Origin of the sequence: Flavobacterium sinopsychrotolerans (assembly GCF_900110375.1) — a bacterium.
GTDB lineage: Bacteria > Bacteroidota > Bacteroidia > Flavobacteriales > Flavobacteriaceae > Flavobacterium > Flavobacterium sinopsychrotolerans.
In genome coordinates this window covers 156,102-174,402 of the sequence record NZ_FODN01000008.1, presented here as the reverse complement: position 1 = coordinate 174,402, position 18,301 = coordinate 156,102, and the positions used below count along the sequence as shown (strand labels likewise).

Annotated in this window: 16 protein-coding genes; 6 read left to right on the top strand and 10 right to left on the bottom strand. The window is 35.2% G+C overall.

Going from position 1 to position 18,301, the window contains the following annotated elements; translation table 11 throughout:
* Positions 1–224 precede the first annotated feature (224 nt).
* From BMX64_RS13845 to BMX64_RS13835, 3 genes are read left to right on the top strand one after another with little or no spacing between them, the layout of a single operon-like run.
* Complete coding sequence (locus BMX64_RS13845) at positions 225–1,745, top strand: helicase HerA-like domain-containing protein (protein ID WP_091173353.1); 1,521 nt, start codon at positions 225–227, stop codon at positions 1,743–1,745.
* Positions 1,746–1,794: 49 nt separating this feature from the next.
* Positions 1,795–2,157, top strand: coding sequence for a cupin domain-containing protein (locus tag BMX64_RS13840; protein ID WP_091173350.1), 363 nt, complete (start codon positions 1,795–1,797; stop codon positions 2,155–2,157).
* Positions 2,158–2,201: 44 nt separating this feature from the next.
* Positions 2,202–3,461, top strand: coding sequence for an NAD(P)/FAD-dependent oxidoreductase (locus BMX64_RS13835; protein ID WP_091173346.1), 1,260 nt, complete (start codon positions 2,202–2,204; stop codon positions 3,459–3,461).
* A 32-nt stretch (positions 3,462–3,493) separates the two neighbouring features.
* Here the strand turns inward: BMX64_RS13835 and BMX64_RS13830 are convergent, their stop codons facing one another.
* Together BMX64_RS13830 and BMX64_RS13825 are read right to left on the bottom strand one after the other, a co-directional pair.
* Positions 3,494–4,831: an FAD-dependent oxidoreductase gene (locus tag BMX64_RS13830; RefSeq protein WP_091173342.1), complete on the bottom strand. Its 1,338-nt coding sequence runs from the start codon at positions 4,829–4,831 to the stop codon at positions 3,494–3,496.
* Positions 4,832–4,893: 62 nt separating this feature from the next.
* Positions 4,894–7,284 carry a penicillin acylase family protein gene (locus tag BMX64_RS13825; protein ID WP_091173339.1) on the bottom strand — a complete coding sequence of 797 codons (2,391 nt, stop codon included), beginning with the start codon at positions 7,282–7,284 and terminating at the stop codon, positions 4,894–4,896.
* Positions 7,285–7,460: 176 nt separating this feature from the next.
* On the opposite strand from BMX64_RS13825, the gene BMX64_RS13820 reads away from it, so the two are divergent.
* Together BMX64_RS13820 and BMX64_RS13815 are read left to right on the top strand one after the other, a co-directional pair.
* The gene (locus BMX64_RS13820) at positions 7,461–8,102 is read left to right on the top strand and encodes a flavin reductase family protein (RefSeq protein WP_091173336.1); all 642 of its coding nucleotides are present in this window, start codon (positions 7,461–7,463) and stop codon (positions 8,100–8,102) included.
* 3 nt (positions 8,103–8,105) lie between these two features.
* Positions 8,106–9,638 carry a cryptochrome/photolyase family protein gene (locus BMX64_RS13815; protein WP_091173332.1) on the top strand — a complete coding sequence of 511 codons (1,533 nt, stop codon included), beginning with the start codon at positions 8,106–8,108 and terminating at the stop codon, positions 9,636–9,638.
* 79 nt (positions 9,639–9,717) lie between these two features.
* On the opposite strand, the gene BMX64_RS13810 is transcribed toward BMX64_RS13815, so the two are convergent.
* On the bottom strand, positions 9,718–10,149 hold the full coding sequence (locus tag BMX64_RS13810; RefSeq protein WP_091173328.1) for a YMGG-like glycine zipper-containing protein: 432 nt from the start codon (positions 10,147–10,149) through the stop codon (positions 9,718–9,720).
* A gap of 89 nt (positions 10,150–10,238) precedes the next feature.
* On the bottom strand, positions 10,239–11,525 hold the full coding sequence (kynU, locus tag BMX64_RS13805) for a kynureninase (RefSeq protein ID WP_091173326.1): 1,287 nt from the start codon (positions 11,523–11,525) through the stop codon (positions 10,239–10,241).
* A 181-nt stretch (positions 11,526–11,706) separates the two neighbouring features.
* Here kynU and BMX64_RS13800 point away from each other — a divergent pair, with 181 nt between their 5' ends.
* Positions 11,707–12,441, top strand: a complete 735-nt coding sequence (locus tag BMX64_RS13800; protein WP_091173323.1) for an SIMPL domain-containing protein — start codon at positions 11,707–11,709, stop codon at positions 12,439–12,441.
* 189 nt (positions 12,442–12,630) lie between these two features.
* Here the strand turns inward: BMX64_RS13800 and queA are convergent, their stop codons facing one another.
* The 6 genes from queA to BMX64_RS13770 all read right to left on the bottom strand — a co-directional run bounded on the left by queA (position 12,631) and on the right by BMX64_RS13770 (position 18,250).
* Entirely contained in the window at positions 12,631–13,680 is a 1,050-nt protein-coding gene (gene queA / locus BMX64_RS13795) for a tRNA preQ1(34) S-adenosylmethionine ribosyltransferase-isomerase QueA (protein WP_091173319.1), read from the bottom strand.
* 164 nt (positions 13,681–13,844) lie between these two features.
* Entirely contained in the window at positions 13,845–15,077 is a 1,233-nt protein-coding gene (gene aroA, locus BMX64_RS13790) for a 3-phosphoshikimate 1-carboxyvinyltransferase (protein ID WP_091173315.1), read from the bottom strand.
* A 100-nt stretch (positions 15,078–15,177) separates the two neighbouring features.
* Positions 15,178–15,504, bottom strand: a complete 327-nt coding sequence (locus BMX64_RS13785; RefSeq protein WP_091173312.1) for a nucleotide pyrophosphohydrolase — start codon at positions 15,502–15,504, stop codon at positions 15,178–15,180.
* A 1-nt stretch (position 15,505) separates the two neighbouring features.
* Positions 15,506–15,958 carry a D-aminoacyl-tRNA deacylase gene (gene dtd / locus BMX64_RS13780; protein WP_091173308.1) on the bottom strand — a complete coding sequence of 151 codons (453 nt, stop codon included), beginning with the start codon at positions 15,956–15,958 and terminating at the stop codon, positions 15,506–15,508.
* A 47-nt stretch (positions 15,959–16,005) separates the two neighbouring features.
* On the bottom strand, positions 16,006–16,983 hold the full coding sequence (gene rsgA, locus BMX64_RS13775; protein WP_091173304.1) for a ribosome small subunit-dependent GTPase A: 978 nt from the start codon (positions 16,981–16,983) through the stop codon (positions 16,006–16,008).
* Between the two features lie 184 nt (positions 16,984–17,167).
* Complete coding sequence (locus BMX64_RS13770; RefSeq protein WP_091173436.1) at positions 17,168–18,250, bottom strand: bifunctional 3-deoxy-7-phosphoheptulonate synthase/chorismate mutase type II; 1,083 nt, start codon at positions 18,248–18,250, stop codon at positions 17,168–17,170.
* Positions 18,251–18,301 lie beyond the last annotated feature (51 nt).

Below are 18,301 nucleotides of genomic sequence, written 5' to 3'. Positions count from 1 at the left end.
TTTACATTTATATTAAAAAACGCAAATAAATCAGCCAATTTATATAAAAAAGCTTATTTTTTTATGAACTATCCATATAATATTTCAAAAACAATCTCAAATCTACCAAAAGGATTATTTTGCACTATTAACACTAAAAAAGCAAGAAAATTGCATTATACCCTAAAACTATAGGTTTTAGAAAAAAAAAATTATCTTGCAATTGATTTAAATTCACACCTATTATGAGCAGAAAAGAAGATTTCATACAACATATTACAGCCGGTTATAATTGTAAAGGAGAAAGTATTACTCTGGGAGGAGCAATTTTAGATGGAGAAGCCTTGACCGATGCACATGTAAAAGTCCCTTTGAAAACCTTAAACCGTCATGGATTAATTGCAGGAGCGACCGGAACTGGGAAAACCAAAACCATTCAAGTTTTTTCAGAACAATTATCAAATTTTGGAATTCCCGTTTTAATGATGGACATTAAAGGTGATTTTAGCGGAATCGCGAAAGAAGGTGAAGAAAAACCATTTATAACGGAACGCCACGCTAAAATTAATATACCCTATACCACTGCAAGTTTTCCAGTGGAACTATTGACTTTATCCGAACAAAATGGAGTTCGGCTTCGTGCAACAATATCTGAGTTTGGACCGGTATTATTTTCTAGAATCCTCAATTTAAACGATACTCAGGCTGGTGTAGTTTCTGTTATCTTCAAATATTGTGATGATAATAAAATGCCTTTATTGGATTTAAAAGACATCAAAAAAGTAATCAATTACATTACCGAAGAAGGGAAAGATGAAATTGAAGAACATTATGGCAAGATTTCCACTTCGACAACTGGAACAATTCTTAGAAAAATAATTGAATTGGAACAACAAGGAGCTGATCTATTTTTTGGAGAAATGTCTTTTGATGTAGAGGATTTAATGCGCATCGATGAGAATGGAAAAGGATATATCAATATTTTACGATTGACTGATATTCAAGATAAACCAAAGTTATTCTCGACTTTTATGTTGAGCTTGTTGGCGGAAATATACCAACAAATGCCTGAAAAAGGAGATTCAGATCAACCGGAATTAATTATTTTTATTGACGAAGCCCATTTGATTTTCAATGAAGCCAGCAAAACTTTGTTAGAACAAATAGAGACGATTGTAAAATTGATTCGTTCGAAGGGTGTAGGTATTTATTTCATCACACAAAACCCAATGGATATTCCAAGCGGGGTTTTGGCACAATTGGGATTAAAAATCCAACATGCTTTAAGAGCTTTTACAGCCAATGACCGAAAAGCCATTAAACAAACCGCAGATAATTACCCAACGTCCGATTATTACAAGACTGATGAAGTTTTAACCAGCCTTGGAATTGGAGAAGCACTTGTTACGGCATTAAACGAAAAAGGAATTCCGACACCACTTGCGGCAACGATGATGCGTGCCCCGATGAGCAGAATGGATATTCTAACCGAGAGTGAAATTCAGGAAATTAATAACAAATCAAAACTGGTGAAAAAATACAGCGAACTGATTGATCGCGAAAGTGCTTATGAGATGTTAAACAAAAAAATTGCCGTTGTCGAAGAGGAAATTAACAAACAAGAGCAAAAACAGGAATCTCAAAAGCAGCAAAACCAAGGACCAAGTACAGCGAGCGTTGTAGGCAAATCCGTTTTGAAAGTGCTAACAAATGCTACATTTATTAGAGGCGCGTTTGGTGTATTAACAAAAATGTTTAAAAAATAAATTAAGATACCCAGTTTTAGAGGATAATTCTAAAAAAAGCAAATCCATCATGAAAAAATATTTTGTTCAAAACGCTCCGTTCATTGTTCCCACTACCGATGGAAAACTAATCGAAGAACATCACGGAAAAGCATCAACAGATAATAATGACATCTCCATAGCTCACATGGTTGCACCGCCTAACTGGAGCGAACCTTTTCAAACCCCTGATTTTGAAGAATACACCTATATTATTAAAGGTAAAAAGCAATTTATAATTGAAGATGAAATTATCATTCTAGTGGCTGGACAATCGATAAAAATAGAAAAGAATACTCGCGTGCAATATTCCAATCCTTTTGAAGAACCTTGTGAATATCTTGCGATTTGCAAACCCGCATTTTCTATAGGAAACGTTAATAGAGAGGACTAACCCCATCATAATTTGTATCTTTATACTTTCAAAAGAAATTAGATATGGGAATTCAAAAGAAAATTGTAATTATTGGAGCTGGTTTTGCCGGTTTGCGTTTGGCTCAAGATTTAGAAAATACGGATTTTGATGTTTTATTAATCGACAAAAATAATTACCATCAATTCCAACCATTAATGTATCAGGTAGCAACTGCAAGGCTAGAACCTGCCAGTATCTCATTCCCTTTACGAAAAGTCTTTCAACACTCAAAAAATGTCCGAATTCGAATAGCAGATGTCCTGAGTGTTGACACACAAAATAAAAAACTACGAACTTCTATTGCTGATTTTGACTATGATCATCTTATAGTCGCATTTGGATGTACAACGAATTATTTTGGAAATGCCGAAATAGAAAAATTTGCATTCCCTATGAAATCCGTTCCAGAGGCAATTCAACTTCGCAACCAAATTCTTCAAACTTTCGAAGATGCTTTAATTGCCCCACCGGAAGAACTACAGGCTATAATGAATTTTGTAATTGTGGGAGGTGGACCTACCGGCGTTGAACTTGCGGGTGCTTTGGCAGAAATGAAAAAAAACATTCTTCCAAAAGATTACCCGGATAAAGATTTTTCAAAATTGACAATCTACTTACTAGAAGGATCTCCAAACGTTTTGAACCCCATGAGTGTCGATTCGCAAAAAATGTCTCGTAAATACTTAGAAGAATTAGGCGTAATTGTAAAAACAAACACTCTTGTAAACCATTACGACGGTAAAACTGTCAGCTTGCAAAGTGGTGAAATTATCGAGTCAACTAATGTTATCTGGGCAGCAGGAATTATTGGAAATACTCTTGAAGGAATCCCCAAAGAAAGCGTCACCAGAGGAAATCGATTCCTCGTCAATCGGTTTAATAACATCGTAAATCTAGAAAATGTTTATGCACTTGGCGACATTGCTTTCATGGCTACCCCAAAATACCCTAACGGACATCCACAGGTTGCCAGTGTAGCTATTGAACAAGCAAAAGTATTGGCTAATAATTTCAAAATTAGCCTTAAAAACAAACCGAAAGTTGAATACGAATACCACGACAAAGGTTCAATGGCAACTGTAGGAAAGCGAAAAGCAGTAGTAGATTTGCCAAAATTTAGTTTTCAAGGAAGATTGGCATGGTTTACATGGATGTTCATTCACTTGATGTTAATTTTAAGCGTAAAGAACAAACTCTCCATTTTTATTAATTGGATGTTCAGCTATTTCAATAACGATAGTACATTACGAGTCTTATTAAAACCAGCATCAAAAAATAAATAACACTAAAAAGGACTCCTATGTAGAGTCCTTTTTTATTTTAACAGTTCCAAAATTTTATTTTCAACAGCTTCTGAATCCCATATTTCAGTAATGTTTTCCATTTTCAAGACTTCTTCCATAATTGCATTTTGATAATCTCCTATCGCTAAAGCTTCTGCATACGGACGGTCACTAAAAGTAACGCGACTGTATAATGGAATCCATTTTTCAGGATGTTTGTCTGAGAAAGACTTTTCAATTTTCTTTTGTAAAAGAAAATTTTCATCAGCTGTCTTGGAACTCATTTCTAAAAAATTACGATACGAAAGTTCCGCAATCGCATCCGCATTTGGTTTGCGTGATTTTTGATATTCCGAGAAAATCCATTTCCAGTTGTCACCGTATTTCTCCATCATTTCATAAAGTACAGAGATGTCTTCAAAGCCAGCATTCATTCCTTGACCATAAAAAGGAACAATTGCATGACTGGCATCACCAATAAGTGCAATTTTATCCTCATAAGTCCATGGATAACATTTCATCGTTACTAGCGTACTAGTAGGATTCTTGAAAAAATCTTCTGCTAATTTTGGAATTACATCAATAGTATCCGGTAAGTTCTTTTCGAAAAAAGCCTCCACTAATTTTATGTCATTTAATGATGCAAAAGAATTTTCTCCTTCAAACGGCATAAACAAAGTACAGGTAAAACTTCCGTCTAAATTAGGCAATGCAATCAACATATACTCGCCACGAGGCCAAATATGAAATGAATTCTTATCTAATTTATGAGTCCCATCAAGATTTGCAGGAATATTTAACTCCTTATAACCGATGGGCAAGAATTCTTGCGAATAATCAAACATACTTTGGCGTTGCATACGGTGACGGATTCTCGAAAAAGCACCGTCAGCACCAAAAACCATATCGTATTTCTTATCTTCCCAAGCGCCACGTTCTGTTTCACCAATATGAAGGGTTGCATGATCAAGTGAAACATCCCATATTTTTTGTTCAAAAAAGAATTCTGCTCCTGCGGCTTCCGCCAAATCAATCATTTTCCTATTCAAAAGTCCTCTCGAAATGGAATAAATCGATTCCCCTTCCTGACCGTAATTTTGAAAATTGAGTTTATCAACCAAATGGATCGCACGTTTTTCCATAGGAATGGCAATTTTACGAACCTCGTTTCCTATTCCTACTCCATCCAAAGCTTTCCATCCGCGATTAGACATCGCTAAATTAATGGAACGACCAGAAAATTGTATTTTTCGAATATCAGGACTTCTATCGTAAACATGAACCGTATGACCCGCTTTACGAAGATAAATAGCCAATAAAGATCCAACTAATCCTGAACCTACAACCGCTATTTTTATGGGAGTTTGCATTATTTTTTTATAAAAAGTTAAGCAAAATTACTGATTTATTATTTTAGGCTCTTTAAAAAGAATCATTTTTTACGGGGAATAAAAACCAATTTTGTTGAAGTTCTAACAATCTCCTCTTTATTAAGCATCATTCTTCTGAATTTACCGGCATTATATAACTCTGCCTGATCGCTATAATGTTCACTCAATGGATTCCCTGATTGTCCCGTAGGCAATATACTCCAGCTGTTTTCTATATCCGAAAAATCAATAATTCTTCTAGTTGATGGACCTCCTTTTACGATGTAATTCCCATCATCAGTAAAATCAAAAAACAGATTATTAATTACTTCCGTAGAACCAGAAACTTCAAAAGGCCCTACATTAAAGATACTTCTTAAAGCCGCTACTTTCCCCAATGGATGCTGGTGTTCTACCGTGTGTACTTTATTCCAAGTCCAATCCGAAACGGTTTTTCCAAGTTGGTTTTCTAAAGCTACAACAGATTCTTTGAATGATTTTGAGACTATCTGACTTCTCGTTTCTTTCTCATTTTTGGTATTGATGTTATCCCACCAAAGCGATTTTTCATTCGTGATTTGTCTTGCAATAATTTGCTTCATGATGTGCGTTCCTAAAAACATTTTGAAATTTTCAGCACCAAGTTCATCTTCAAAAGTATTTCTGAGATAGTTAAAAATCCATTTATTATAAATTGTAGGAGCCACATCGCTCAAATTATTAGAACCTTTCCAAACTTTTAAAACACTAAGAGCTTGTTTTTCGTTTTCAGAAAGAGAAGCTTGATCTACATTTGAGATTAAATCCTTCACGACTTTTGGAGCCACAGAAGAAGTATTATCAAAAATCATCTTCCCAACCGAAACCATATCCCAATCTGATTTTGGATTCAATAATTGCGTAATTCTTTTGGCTCGATCTTCTGGAAGATAATATCCCGGATACGAAAATCCGTCAATTGCTTCTGGTTGATTATTAGCAGAATAAACATAATTCCATCTAGGATTCACCGCCGAAGGATTTTTGGAGAAATCCAGATATTGTTCAATATCATCCTTCCCACTGGAACCATCGAGAATAAAATTCGGATTCACTCCTTCCTTATGCTTGTATAATTTTCCAGTTGCCCACCAAGCTACATTTCCCTTGGCATCGCCATACATCACATTCAATCCTGGTGCTGCAATTAGTGAAACTCCTTTCTGAAAATCTGCCTTGCTTTTAGCGTGTGAAAGTGCATAAACCGCATCAAGAATTTGAATGGGTTGTTGCGTATAAATCCAAGACATCGCAACAGGTTTGTCTTGCTGTAAACCATCTATCAAATCGTTCATTACAGGTCCATGTCGAGTAGTTTTCACTTTCAAAACCACGTTAGATGAGTCTTTTACTTTGATTGTTTTCTCCTGAATTTCATACGCACTGAAACCAGTTGGAGTCTTATATTCATTGGTATTAGCCGGATTATTCTGTTCTTGGTACAAATCAATATCATCGTTTTCAAACATGGTCAAACCATACGCATAATCTCTGTTGTGTCCCAATAAAGGATACGGAGTTCCCGCTAAATAACAGCCGTACAATTCGAAATCTGGAGTAACAATATGCGCTTCGTACCAAGTTCCCGGTTGCGAAAACCCAATATGAGGATCATTAGCAAAAATGACTTTTCCGTTTTTAGTTTTCTTTGGAGCAATAACCCAACTGTTACTTCCTATAAAAGGCGAAATTGGAGACTGATCCAAAAGCGACGCTACTGATTTTGAAATAGCAGCGTATTCTTGCGGCCTATCTTTGGCATTTTTAATTTTTGTAGTATTGAAAGAACCATCAATTCCAAAATCCTTCAAATATTCCATTCCATATTTGTTTCGAATATCGGTTAACAACGGATCTGATTTTTGAGCCATCGCAAAACTAAAAGACATGTATCCAAAAATATTATAAACGTCTTTAATGGTAAACTTCTCTTTTTTGACGCCAACTAAACTGAACTCTATTGGTGTAGTTCCTTCATCCATGTATTGATTGATTCCATCTAAGTAAGCCATAGTCAATTGATAACTTGGACTGTTTTTATCCAAACCTGCGATTGCTTTGGCGGAAGCTTCTTCGATTCCCAATCCAGCAAAGAACTTATCGTTTTTCAATGCCACTGAACCAAAAATTTCTGATAATCGCCCTGGAGCAATACGACGCATCAATTCCATTTGCCACAATCTATCTTGCGCATGAACATAACCCAAGGCTACCATAGCATCTTTTGAAGTAGTCGCATAAATATGAGGAACACCAAATTCATCGAAATAAACTGTAGTTTCTTTTTGAATGTTTTTCAAGCGCAACTTGCCTTCGTATTTTGGTTTTAAGTAATAACCATAAACAAGCATTGCTACCGCTAAAACGATTACTAACGAAAGTAAAACGAGAAGGACTTTTCTAAGTATTTTCATCATTGGATAAATTGAAAAACAAATATATAGGATTTGGAAGTTATTTAAAAACTATTTGTTCCAATGTGTTTATTTGAAATCCAATCTAATAAATGATTGATGAATTTAAAATATTTTGTTTAATTAATTTTATATTTAATTAAACAAAAGTATATTTGTTTCAAATATGACTAAATATGAAACAAATATCAAGAGACGATATTTCTCAAATGGAAAAAATTGAAAGATTAAATTTAATCAATTCCTGCACTGGTTATAAATCAGCTAATTTGCTTGCTACAAAATCCCTCGAGGGAAAGTCTAATGTTGCCATTTTTAGTAGCGTAACGCATCTGGGAAGTAATCCTGCCATGATTGGATTCATAATGCGCCCAACAACTGTTCCCAGAGACACGTATAAAAACATCAAAGACACTGGATATTTTACAGTAAATCACATTACTGTTGATATGATTGAAGATGCGCACCATACCTCTGCAAATTATGAACTGGGGATTTCCGAATTTAACAAAACCAATCTGGAAGAAGAGTATAAAAATGACATAGAAATTCCATTTGTAAAAGGAAGTCCGGTGCAGTTGTATTGCAAATACGTAAACGAATATTACATCAAGGAAAATGATACGATTCATGTAATTGCGTCAATCGAAAATTTATTTTTTGAGGAAGAATTAGAACATAAAGATGGCTGGTTACAAATTGACAGAGGCAATGTTGTGGCATTAAATGGTCTTGATGGGTATTGTTTACCCAAATTAGTGGATCGTTTTCAATATGCTCGAAAGCAAATTCCAACCACTTCCCTTTTTAAAAAATAATAAATGAAAAAACTGCGCTTAATCCTTGGTGATCAGCTCAATTCAAAGCACTCTTGGCTTCAGGAATGTGATGACAACACAATATATGTTTTGGCAGAAATGCGTCAGGAAACGGATTATGTCAAACATCACATCCAAAAAGTAGTAGCCTTTTTCGTGTCGATGAGGAATCTTTACACAGCAATAAAAGAAAATGGACATCAAGCAGTCTATTTTCAAATTACCGATATTGAGAATCCACAAGATTTAGAAAAAATCATTGCCATTTGTATCGAAAAATATAACATAGAAAAATTTGAATATCAATTACCCGACGAATACCGACTGGACCAACAACTAAAAATGATTTGTTCCAATCTAAAAATCGAATCTGAAGCTTTTGACTCCGAACATTTTTACACCACACGTCACGAGCTTTCTGATTTTTTTGAAGGAAAGAAGTTGTTGCTTATGGAGAATTTTTACAGGAACATGCGCAAAAAACATCATGTTTTGATGGATGGAAGCACTCCGTTGGGCAACCAATGGAATTTTGATGCTGATAATCGCAAAAAATATAAAGGTGAAGTTCCGGTTCCGTCAGAAAAGAATTTTCATACCAATGTTTCAGAAGTTGTTGCACAAATAGTAGAAGCAGGAATCGTGACTTTTGGGAACATCGATCCAGATAATTTCAGTTGGCCATCTTCGCGTGAGCAATCGTTGGAGGTTTTAGATTATTTCTGTAAAAATCTGTTGAACCATTTTGGAGATTATGAAGATGCAATGCATACCGATGAAAAATTTCTTTTTCATTCTCGTTTGTCTTTTGCCATGAATAGTAAAATGCTTTCGCCAAAAGAAGTAATCGAGACCGTTATTTCTTTTTATCATGCCAATGAAATGGATATAACTATCTCACAAGTCGAAGGATTCGTAAGACAGATTTTAGGTTGGCGCGAATACATTCGGGGAATATATTGGAAAGAGATGCCCACTTATGCCCAAATGAATGTCTTGGATAATACGAACAAATTACCAGATTTTTTCTGGACCGGTAAAACCAAAATGAATTGTATGAGCCACGCAATTAATCAAAGTTTAGACAAAGCTTACGCACATCATATTCAGCGGCTGATGGTAATTGGAAATTTTACACTACTGACACAAATTCATCCTGACGAAGTAGACGCTTGGTATTTGGGCGTGTACATAGATGCTATTGAATGGGTCGAAATGCCCAACACACGAGGCATGTCACAATATGCAGATGGCGGAATAATTGCCACCAAACCGTATGTTTCCTCTGGAAGCTACATCAATAAAATGAGTAATAATTGTGCCAAATGCCATTACAATGTAAAAGAAAAATTTGGAGAAAAAGCGTGTCCCTTCAATACGCTGTACTGGAATTTCCTCGATGAGAAAAAAGAATATTTCAAAGGAAAACAACGCATGGGAATAATGCTGAATTTACTAAAAAAAATAAATCCCGAAGAATTGTATAAAATCAAAGTAAAGGCGAACGAAATTATCTCGAATATGGATTCGTATTAAACAAAAAATCAACTAAAAAAAAGAGTGTTTAAATTCTATATGAACTTAAACACTCTTTACTATCTACAAAAAAATAAATTTATTCCTTTTTGCTTCCGTCTATAATAGCACCTGTTCCTGCACCAACTCCAGCACCTGCAATACCACCGATTATAGCTCCTTGCACTTTTTTCTTACTGATAATTGCTCCTGTGGCAGCTCCTACTCCGGCGCCAATTACAGCTCCTTTAGCCGTACTGCTCCATCCTTTCTTTTGAGTAGTTGTGCTTGTAGTCGTTGTAGTTGACCCAGGCGCTTGTTGATTAACAACAACAACTTCCTTTTGAGTTTCAATTTTGGCTTCCTCAATTTTAACCATTTCAACTTGCATAGAATCGATAACCCTTTGTTTCTCAATTTCAACTTTCATGGAATCTACTGTAGCTAGTTTCGCTTTTTCAATTTCCATTTTTCCTTGATTTTGACAAGAAACAACGATTGCAGCTACTAGTATAAAATATAATGCTTTCATAATTTGAATATTTTCAATTTCTAATGTTACAAAGAAACGCTTAAACTTGTAAATTGCACTTATGTAATTCAATTAATAATTTATATAATTTAAAGATTCGCTTTGTCCAAAATTCCTGCCTTCAGAATCTGACCAAACATGTACATATCCTCATAAGATGTATATAAAGGAACTGGCGCTAAACGGATAACATTGGGTTCACGCCAATCCGTTATAACGCCATTTTTCATCAAATAATCAAACAAACTGCGTCCTTCCCCATGAAGAAGCACTGATAATTGTGACGCTCTTTCCGATTGATTTGACGGCGTAATAATTTCGAAACTACTGTCAACTTCTTTATCTATTTCGTGCAGAATGAATTCTAAATAGGAAGTAATTGCATTTCTTTTTTGGATTAAAGCGTCCATCCCTATTTCATCAAACATGTCGACTGATGCCAAATAAGGTGCCAATGAAAGTACTGGCAGGTTACTGATTTGCCAACCATCGGCTCCATGAACGGGATCAAAGGTCTGTTCCATCTTGAAACGACGTTCTTTATTATGTCCCCACCAACCCGCGAATCTCGGCAACTCCGAATTATTGTGGTGTTTTTCGTGAATAAAACACCCTGAAGCATTTCCTGGTCCTGAATTCATGTATTTATAACTGCACCAAGCTGCAAAATCAATATCCCAATCGTGCAATTCCAGCTTCACATTTCCTGCAGCATGCGCTAAATCCCAACCAACATATGCACCCACTTTATGGCCTGCTGCGGTTATGGTTTTCATATCAAAAACTTGTCCGGTGTAATAATTGACACCGCCAATTAAAACTAAAGCCAACTCGTCACCAACTTCTTCAATTTTTGCCAAAACATCTTCTAAGCGAATGTTGTGTTCGCCTTCGCGACGCTTGATTTCGACAATCACATCTTCTGGTTTGTATCCATGAAAATGAACCTGACTTTGAAACATATATTGATCCGACGGAAATGCTTTTTCTTCGCAAATAATTTTATATCTGGTCTTTGTAGGTCGGTAAAAAGAAACCATCAATAAATGAAGATTCACTGTCAAGGTATTCATTACCGTGACTTCACTTGAAAGTGCACCAACAATTTTACTCAACGGATTTGCAAATCGTTCGTGATAATCCCACCAAGGTTTTTCACTGTAAAAATGTCCTTCAACGGCGAGATTTGCCCAATCATTCATCACCTCATCTACATATGCTTTAGTACGTTTAGGTTGTAATCCTAGTGAATTTCCTGTGAAATAAATCACCTTTTTTCCATTTACCTGCGGAAAAATAAATTCATCTTGGTATTTATGTAATTGATCTTGTGAATCCAATTTTTTTGCAAATTCAAGGGTATTTTCGAATATCATGATTTGTATTTTGTTTTGTAAAAGTAGTAAAAATGGACGAATGATAATATAGTTAACATTGATTGGAAAGCTATACAATAGTTAAATTTTCGAATACAAAAAAATAGTTCCCAATTCCTATACGGAATTAAGAAACTACTCGTTATTTACTTATATTTGATTGAATTTAAAATTCTTAGCTATGCTTAAAAACAGTTTAAACGTTATTATTATTGCCATCGCTGTGGTAATTTCCTCGTATTTATTTTCGAATGCTTTTCAGAATCGAAATAAAAGTAACGATACCATAAGTGTGACCGGTTCCGGAAAGAAGGATTTTGTATCGGATTTGATTGTTTGGAGCGGTTCGTTTTCTAAAAAAAGCATGACTTTGAAAGATGCTTATGCCGCATTAGATGCTGATAGAGAAAAAATAAAAAGCTATTTATCCGGCAAAGGAATTGCGCCGAATGAAATGGTTTTCTCAGCGGTGAATTTCAATAAAGATTTTGAAACTACCTTCAATGAAAACGGAACTACAAGGCAGCAAATTTTTACTGGATTTACTTTAACCCAAAGTGTAAGTATCCAATCTAAGGAAGTAAATAAAATTGAGGAATTATCCAGACAATCCAGTGAATTGATCAACTCAGGCGTAGAATTTTATTCGTCTCCACCGGAATACTATTACACCAAACTAGCTGAGTTAAAAATAAAAATGATTGCCGAAGCCACAAAAGACGCGAGTATCAGAGCGAAAAGTATTGCTGAAAATGCTGATGCGAGTTTAGGGAATTTAAAGAAATCAGATATGGGCGTTTTTCAAATTACAGGTCAAAACTCATCGGAAGATTTTTCTTATGGCGGTTCCTTTAATACGCAATCCAAAAACAAAACGGCTAATATCACGGTACGATTGGTGTATCAAGTGAATTAGGAATACAAACCACTTTTATACATACAACGTCGTGTGAGGGATGGAAGCGGCATCCTTTATTTTCTTTCTTTAAGAAAATAAAGATACAGCGTAGAGCCCGACCCGCTTTTCAGCGGGACACACACTATTATAAAACAAAAAATCTCGCCATTACTGACGAGATTTTTTTATTTAGAATCTAATTTTAGATTAGATAATCATCATTGCATCACCGTAAGAATAGAATTTATATTCTTTTTCGATAGCTTCTGCGTATGCTTTTTTCATTAAATCATGACCACAAAATGCAGATACCATCATTAATAAAGTTGATTTTGGCGTATGAAAATTAGTAATCATACACGTTGGAATCGTGAAATCATGAGGAGGAAAAACAAATTTGTTTGTCCATCCGTCAAACGGATTCAAGGTATTTTGCGAAGAAACTGAGCTTTCAACGGCACGCATAGAAGTAGTTCCTACGGTACAAATACGTTTCTTTTTAGCTTTGGCTTCATTCACAATATCACATGCTTCCTGAGTAATTTTTAATTCCTCAGAATCCATTTTGTGTTTTGATAAATCTTCAACCTCAACTGGATTGAAAGTCCCCAAACCTACGTGAAGCGTAACTTCGGCAAATTTAATTCCTTTGATTTCCAGTTTTTTCAATAAATGTTTCGAGAAGTGCAATCCTGCAGTTGGCGCTGCAACAGCTCCTTCTTCTTTAGCATAAATAGTTTGGTAACGTTCCGCATCTTCCGGAGTTACATCTCTAGAAATATATTTTGGGATTGGAGTTTCTCCAAGTTCTGTCAATTTATTTCTGAATTCTTCATACGAACCATCGTAAAGGAAACGCAATGTTCTTCCGCGAGAAGTTGTATTGTCGATAACCTCAGCCACTAATGAATCGTCATCTCCAAAATATAGTTTGTTACCAATTCTAATTTTACGTGCCGGATCAACTAAAACATCCCAAAGTCTTTGCTCAGAGTTTAATTCTCTAAGTAAAAAAACTTCGATTCTAGCTCCCGTTTTTTCTTTATTTCCGTACAAACGAGCTGGAAAAACTTTCGTGTTATTCAGAATTAAAACATCACCTTCGTCAAAATAATCGATAACATCTTTGAACATTTTGTGCTCTATAGTTCCTTTCTTGCGATCAATAACCATTAGACGAGATTCGTCTCTGTTTTCAGCTGGATATTCGGCAAGAAGTTCTTTTGGCAAATCGAATTGAAAATGTGATAATTTCATTTGATAAATTTATGAGTTATGAATTATAAGTTACGAGTTAAGCCTCAATAAATTATAATAGTTTGCAAATATACGATTGTGAGATAGGCGTTGTCAAGTGTTTTGCTGTTTATTTTCAAAAGTCCACTGCCACAAAGGCGCGAAGGCACTACATAAAATTTAATTTATAAAATTTCAGACACGTTAAATCCTAACTTCTTCATGTCTTCCCAAAAATCAGGGTATGATTTTGAAACGACTTCCGCGTTTTCGATGATAATTGGCACTTTTATAGCTAATGGTGCAAATGCCATCGCCATACGGTGATCATTATAAGTACCGATTTTAATATCAGGATTGATTTGGTTTGAAGCCAGAAGCGTCAAACTATCATTGGTCACCGATATATTCGCTCCCAATTTTGTTAACTCAATTCTAAGTGCTTCGAGTCGGTCCGTTTCTTTAATTTTCAAGGTATGCAAACCTGTCAGATGGCAACCAATTCCTAATCCAAGACAAGTAACAACTATGGTTTGGGCGATATCTGGTGTATTATTCAATTCTAAGGTTAAATTTTCAGGTTTAAAATCAGACTGTTTTACCAGAGTCATTTTGTTTCCTTCAAAATGCGTTTCAACACCCATTTGTTTGTAGATTTCAACCAAAGCTGAATCACCTTGCAAACTAGTTTTTTTATAACTGTTTAATGAAATCGTAGCATTTTCAGCCAAGGCAGCCAGACTAAAAAAGTACGATGCAGAACTCCAATCGGATTCAACGGTCATTACTTTCGACGCTACTTCTTGTTTTGGATATACCGTAATTACATTTCCTTCGAAACTGGTTTTGATGTCTAAATCATTCAACAAAGCCAATGTCATTTTGATGTAAGGAACAGAAGTGATTTCACCGACTAAAGTGATTTCGATTCCGTTTTCCAGTTTTGGCGCCACTAATAACAACGCCGATATGTATTGACTGCTTACATTGGCAGGAATATTCACTTTTGAAGCAGTAATTTTTTGTCCTTTGATTCGAATTGGCGGATATCCTACTTCTTTCTCGTAGGAGATTTTAGCCCCTAATTGCTCCAAGGCTTCCACCAAAACTTTTATGGGACGCTCCGTCATTCGTTGAGAGCCGGTCAACACAACTTCGCGACCTTCGTTTACAGCAAAATACGCCGTTAAGAAACGCATTGCCGTTCCCGCATGATGAATATCTACAATTTCCTCGTTTCCTTTCAACGCTTTTTGCATGACTTCGCTATCATCAGAATTGGAAGTATTGGCCAAAGTAATATTTGGAAATAAGGCTTGTAATAATAGTAGTCGGTTGGTTTCGCTTTTTGAACCAGTAATATTTAATTGTGAATTATCAATTGTGAATTGTGAATTCGTACTTAATTTTAAATTCATGTAGCTAATTATGAGTTGTGAATTATGAATTATCAGTGATATAATTCAAGTTCGCAATTTACCACTCCACATTTATAATTCATAATTTATACTTCACAAATTATTTGAGTTTTTCGTTGTTTTTGTGACGGTCTTTGTCTCTAAAGGATTTCAAATCCATTTTTTTATCGAAAGCGGCTTGTAAATCGATTCCGGTTTGGTTTGCCAAACACAATACCACAAAGACTACATCGGCTAATTCTTCGCCAAGGTCTTTATTTTTATCGCTTTCTTTTTCGGATTGCTCTCCATAACGTCGTGCAATGATTCGCGCCACTTCACCTACTTCTTCGGTAAGTTGCGCCATATTGGTTAGTTCGTTAAAATAACGAACGCCGTGTTCTTTAATCCAAGTATCTACGTCTAATTGGGAATTTTTTAGGTTCATTTTATTCTCTATTTTTACTGTTAATTACTATCGTTACCGGTCCATCATTTAATAAAAGTACTTTCATATCCGCACCAAAAACACCAGTTTGCACTTTTTTTCCTAAATCTATTTCTATTTTTTTTACAAAACTCTCATACAATGGAATGGAAACTTGTGGTTTTGAAGCCTTGATATAGGAAGGACGGTTGCCTTTTTTAGTAGAAGCATGCAATGTAAATTGACTTACTACAATGATATCACCGTCAATATCTTTGACGGATAAATTCATCACGTCATTTTCGTCGCCAAAAATGCGAATGTTAGTAATCTTATTAACCAACCAATCTATATCTTCCTGGGTATCGGCATCTTCAACACCAACTAAAACCAATAATCCTTTTTGGATATCGGCTACAATCTCAGTATCGATGGTTACGGAGGCGGAAGAAACTCTTTGGAGAACTACTTTCATTCAGATTTAGGAATTAGGGCTTTTTAATCAACATTCACAATTCAGAACTATTCCCTTGTTTTATCGCTTATTATCCGGTCTTCATTATGAATATCAGTACGGTAATTTTCATCATCTCCTTCCAGAATTTTCAGGTAACTTCTATAACGGGACCAAGCAATTTCATCTTTTTCTAAAGCAGCTTTGATGGCGCAATGCGGTTCGTCTTTGTGCAGACAATTATTGAATTTACATTGCTCTTTCAATTTGAAAAACTCTGGGAAATAACCACTGATTTCTTCTTTTTCCATGTCTACAATTCCAAAACCTTTGATACCAGGCGTATCAATAATTTTAGCATCAAAAGACAAATCGTACATTTCGGCAAAAGTAGTCGTATGTTGTCCTTGTTTACTTGCTTCTGAAATTGTTTTTGTTTTTAAATGCAAAGAAGGCTCCATTGCATTTACCAATGTTGATTTCCCCACACCGGAATGCCCGGAAAACATGCTCACTTTGCCAATCATCATTGCTTTCAACTCCTCGATCCCTTTCATTTCAGTCGAAGAAACGCGAAGACATTTGTACCCTATTTCTTGATACACATGCTGCATATACAATTGCTCGTCTAGCGTGGCATCATCAAAAGTATCTATTTTATTAAAAACCAGTATCGTTTCAATTCCGTATGCTTCGGCAGTAACCAGAAAACGGTCAATAAAATTAAAAGTCGTTGGAGGATTATTAATGGTGACTAACAAGAAAACCCTATCAATATTAGACGCAATAATATGCATTTGATGCGATAAATTGACAGATTTCCGAACAATATAATTCTTCCTGTCATGAATTTTATGAATGGTTCCAGTAACGGTATCAGATGATTCTTCTAGTTCATAATCAACAATGTCACCCACAGCAATAGGATTGGTACTTTTGATTCCTTTAATTCGGAATTTCCCTTTCATACGGCATTCTATAAAATCACCTTGTTCAGATTTTACGGTGTACCAACTTCCTGTAGATTTATATACGAGTCCTGTCATTTAGGATTATTTGATTGAATATTAACGATTTTAGATTGCTGATTTAAAATCTAAGACTTTGCAAAGATAATTCTTTGTTTTAGGTTTAAAGTTTAAAGTTTGAAGTTTTTATCAATCTGTAAAAACAAAAAATCCCGACGGCTTAAAAAAAGCTGTAGGGATTTTTTGTTGAAAAAAATACGGACTAAGCATTCAACACTTTGTCTTGATGACTGATACTTTCTTGGTGAATTGCTTTGAACATTCTTAGTACAAACTCTTCGGAAAGGCCTTTTTTCTCACCATCCAAAATCATTTTTCCTAAAATTTCGTTCCAACGATTGTTCTGCAATACAGCAACATTCGCTTCTTTTTTCACCTGTCCTATTTCATCGGCTACTTTCATTCTCTTCCCGAGCAACTCTAACAATGTCGCATCTAAAACATCTATATTTGCTCTTAATTTTTTCATTTTAAGCGTAAACTCATCCGAAACATCATCTAATTTTCTAACTTTTAAATCAATAAAAATTTGTTTCAAAGCATCAGGAGTTACTTGTTGCGCAGCATCACTCCAAGCATTATCAGGATCAGTATGTGTTTCGATAATCATACCATCATAATTTAAATCTAAAGCTTCCTGCGTTACTTCAAGAATCATTTTACGATCTCCAGTAATATGAGACGGGTCAATGATTAAAGGCAAATCAGGGAATTTATTTTGTAATTCAATAGCAATTTGCCATTCTGGAATGTTTCTGTATTTTGTTTTCTCGTAAGTAGAAAAACCTCTGTGAATAACACCCAATTTTTCAATTCCAGCATTATACAAACGCTCTACACCGCCTAACCACAAAGACAAATCTGGATTTACCGGGTTTTTAACCAATACAATTTTCTTAGTTCCTGCTAAAGCATCTGCAATTTCCTGCACTGCAAAAGGGTTTACGGTCGTTCTGGCTCCTATCCACAATACATCAATATCATATTCCAAAGCTAATTTTACGTGAGCCGCATTTGCCACTTCCGTTCCCATTAGCAATCCGGTTTGTTCTTTAGCTTTTTTTAACCATTTCAATCCAATTTCTCCAACACCTTCAAATCCTCCCGGACGCGTTCTTGGTTTCCAGATTCCTGCTCTAAAAATACTTACATCTGAATCTTTCAATTCATGTGCAATTTTTAATACTTGCTCTTCTGTTTCAGCACTACAAGGCCCTGCTATTACTAATGGATGAGTCAAATTGAATTCATTCAACCAATTTCTCATTTCTTTCTTGTTTTCCATCTTTTCTAATTTTATTTTTTTAGTTTTTGTGTTGTTCATTTTACTGTAAAA